The organism is Brachyspira sp. G79 (assembly GCF_002379365.1).
Taxonomy (GTDB): domain Bacteria; phylum Spirochaetota; class Brachyspiria; order Brachyspirales; family Brachyspiraceae; genus Brachyspira.
In genome coordinates, this window is sequence record NZ_JQIU01000010.1 from 1 (window position 1) to 2,029 (window position 2,029).

Below are 2,029 nucleotides of genomic sequence, written 5' to 3' on the forward strand. Positions count from 1 at the left end.
CCCATGCTAAGCAACTAGCATAGGTTGACTTTCAATTATTTTAATATATAATAAATTATTATATATTAAGTTCTGTTCTGTTCTGTTCTGTTCTGTTCTGTTCTGTTCTGTTCTGTTCTGTTCTGGGATATAGCATATTAAATTATATTCTAATATACTTTCTATTTCCAATCCTCTAAATAATATCTTATAACCTAAATTCAAATTTTCTATATACTTTTTTATTCTAAACATTTGCCCTAAAGCTGTATGATCATGGTAACAACTTATTAATAATACAGGTTTATCTTTTATAATTGTTTTTTCTGCACCTTTTAAAGCTTGTTCTTCATAACCTTCAACATCAAGTTTAATTAATGAAACATGCTCATTATTATTTTTTAGAAAATCATCTAATAACACTGTTTCTATTTCTTCTGATTTTAAATTTTCATTTTTCATTAAAATCGAAGCATCTGAATTTTCACCAACTATATTAATTTTTTTCATTTTTTATCTGATAATGCATATTTATATAATTTTATTCTATCATCAAGTTTATATCTATTTACAGATTCACTTAATATACTATAACTTTTATTTGTAGGTTCAAAAGAATATATACTTTTAAAATCATACTGCTCATACAACATAATGGCAGTATCTCCAATATATGCCCCTCCATCAATAGCAATACCATATTTAAAAGTATTTTTTATATATGATGGTACATAAATAAGTCCACAATCATAATAATGTGTATGAATTGTTAAACCTATATCCTTTATATCATATTTATTTTTATAATTATTTATAATTGAATCATATATTTGGAATTTTGTAGAATGTATAATTTTTTGTTCATTAGTAAGAAAAGTAGTACTTGCAGGTACTCTCCAAAATTCAGAACTGTACTTTGCTCCAAGTTTTCTTTGCAATTTCCACGCTTCTAATGCTTCTAAACTATCTTTATCCAAATCTTTTTTAAATTCTTCTATATCTTTTGAAAATTCTTCAGGATGATCTATCATATATTGGTACATATTAACAATAAATCTATGAGTATTTTCAATAGTATATATAAAAGAATTATCTACACCATATTTAATATGATCAAGTTTTTTATTTAAGTTAATAAACTCTTCATTATAAATATCCATTTTATCTCCTTTACAAATTAAATATACTATCAATTATAATATCATAAATTTAACTATTTGTATATATTTTATAAATTAAAAATATTAGTTTTATATATAAAAAATAAAATATGACCATTCTTTAATTAAAAAATAGAACTGTAGTAATTTTATACAATATATAGATGTATAATTACATAATGATTTAAAATAATATTTATAACTTTATAATAATTGCAGCTTTGTCCACAACTCTGAGTACTTAGAAAAATTCTTTACGATTGCAGTAAGTGCCTATGATATTTACACAAATAACAAAAAAAGAAAGCATATTCATATATTATCTATATAATATTATCTTACATTTAAAACAAAAAATCAGTATATACCTAAACAACTATAATTTGTAAAAAATTAATTTTTTTAATTAAAAATATTTGTATGGCTTTGTCCACCATAATGTGTGCTACGCAGCACCACAATTCTTTTGTGACTCTGTCCAACTTCGGTGTGGAAAAAGAACTAAAAAGAATGCATTTTAGTATAAATTTAGATCAGATTCCACATTTAATACATATAATACATAATTTAAAGTACAAAGTTCCAGTAATTGCGTTTTTCTCAAAGAGTGCCTTTGGCAAAAAAGTTGATAATTATATATAAAGTACATTAGCTGAAATTTTCAGTATATATAAAACTTGTAATATGTATTTTAATATCAACTGTATAAAAACACAAAATTGCACCACTTCTATTAATATTATATTAATTTTGTATATAATTTATTATTATAAAAAATGGAAAAGTAATATTTCCGGGTACTTTTGACCCTTTTACATTTTGAAAAAGTTTATATATCTGTAGCTGTTAATTTAGAGAAATCTCCTACTTTTACTACAGAAGAAAGAATG

2 protein-coding genes are annotated in these 2,029 nt (G+C 22.8%); both read right to left on the reverse strand.

Annotated features, from left to right (window positions below):
• Positions 1-6 precede the first annotated feature (6 nt).
• A complete protein-coding gene (locus KQ44_RS14215) occupies positions 7-489 on the reverse strand; it encodes an FkbM family methyltransferase (RefSeq protein ID WP_096738006.1) in 483 nt (160 codons plus the stop codon).
• Positions 486-1,139, reverse strand: coding sequence for a hypothetical protein (locus KQ44_RS14220; RefSeq protein WP_096738007.1), 654 nt, complete (start codon positions 1,137-1,139; stop codon positions 486-488). The genes KQ44_RS14215 and KQ44_RS14220 overlap by 4 nt, the downstream gene beginning before the upstream one ends.
• Positions 1,140-2,029 lie beyond the last annotated feature (890 nt).

Bases quoted from the DNA above. Each gene is read 5' to 3' on its own strand.
- KQ44_RS14215 (WP_096738006.1), bottom strand. From the start codon at position 489: ATGAAAAAAATTAATATAGTTGGTGAAAATTCAGATGCTTCGATTTTA.
- KQ44_RS14220 (WP_096738007.1), bottom strand. From the start codon at position 1,139: ATGGATATTTATAATGAAGAGTTTATTAACTTAAATAAAAAACTTGAT.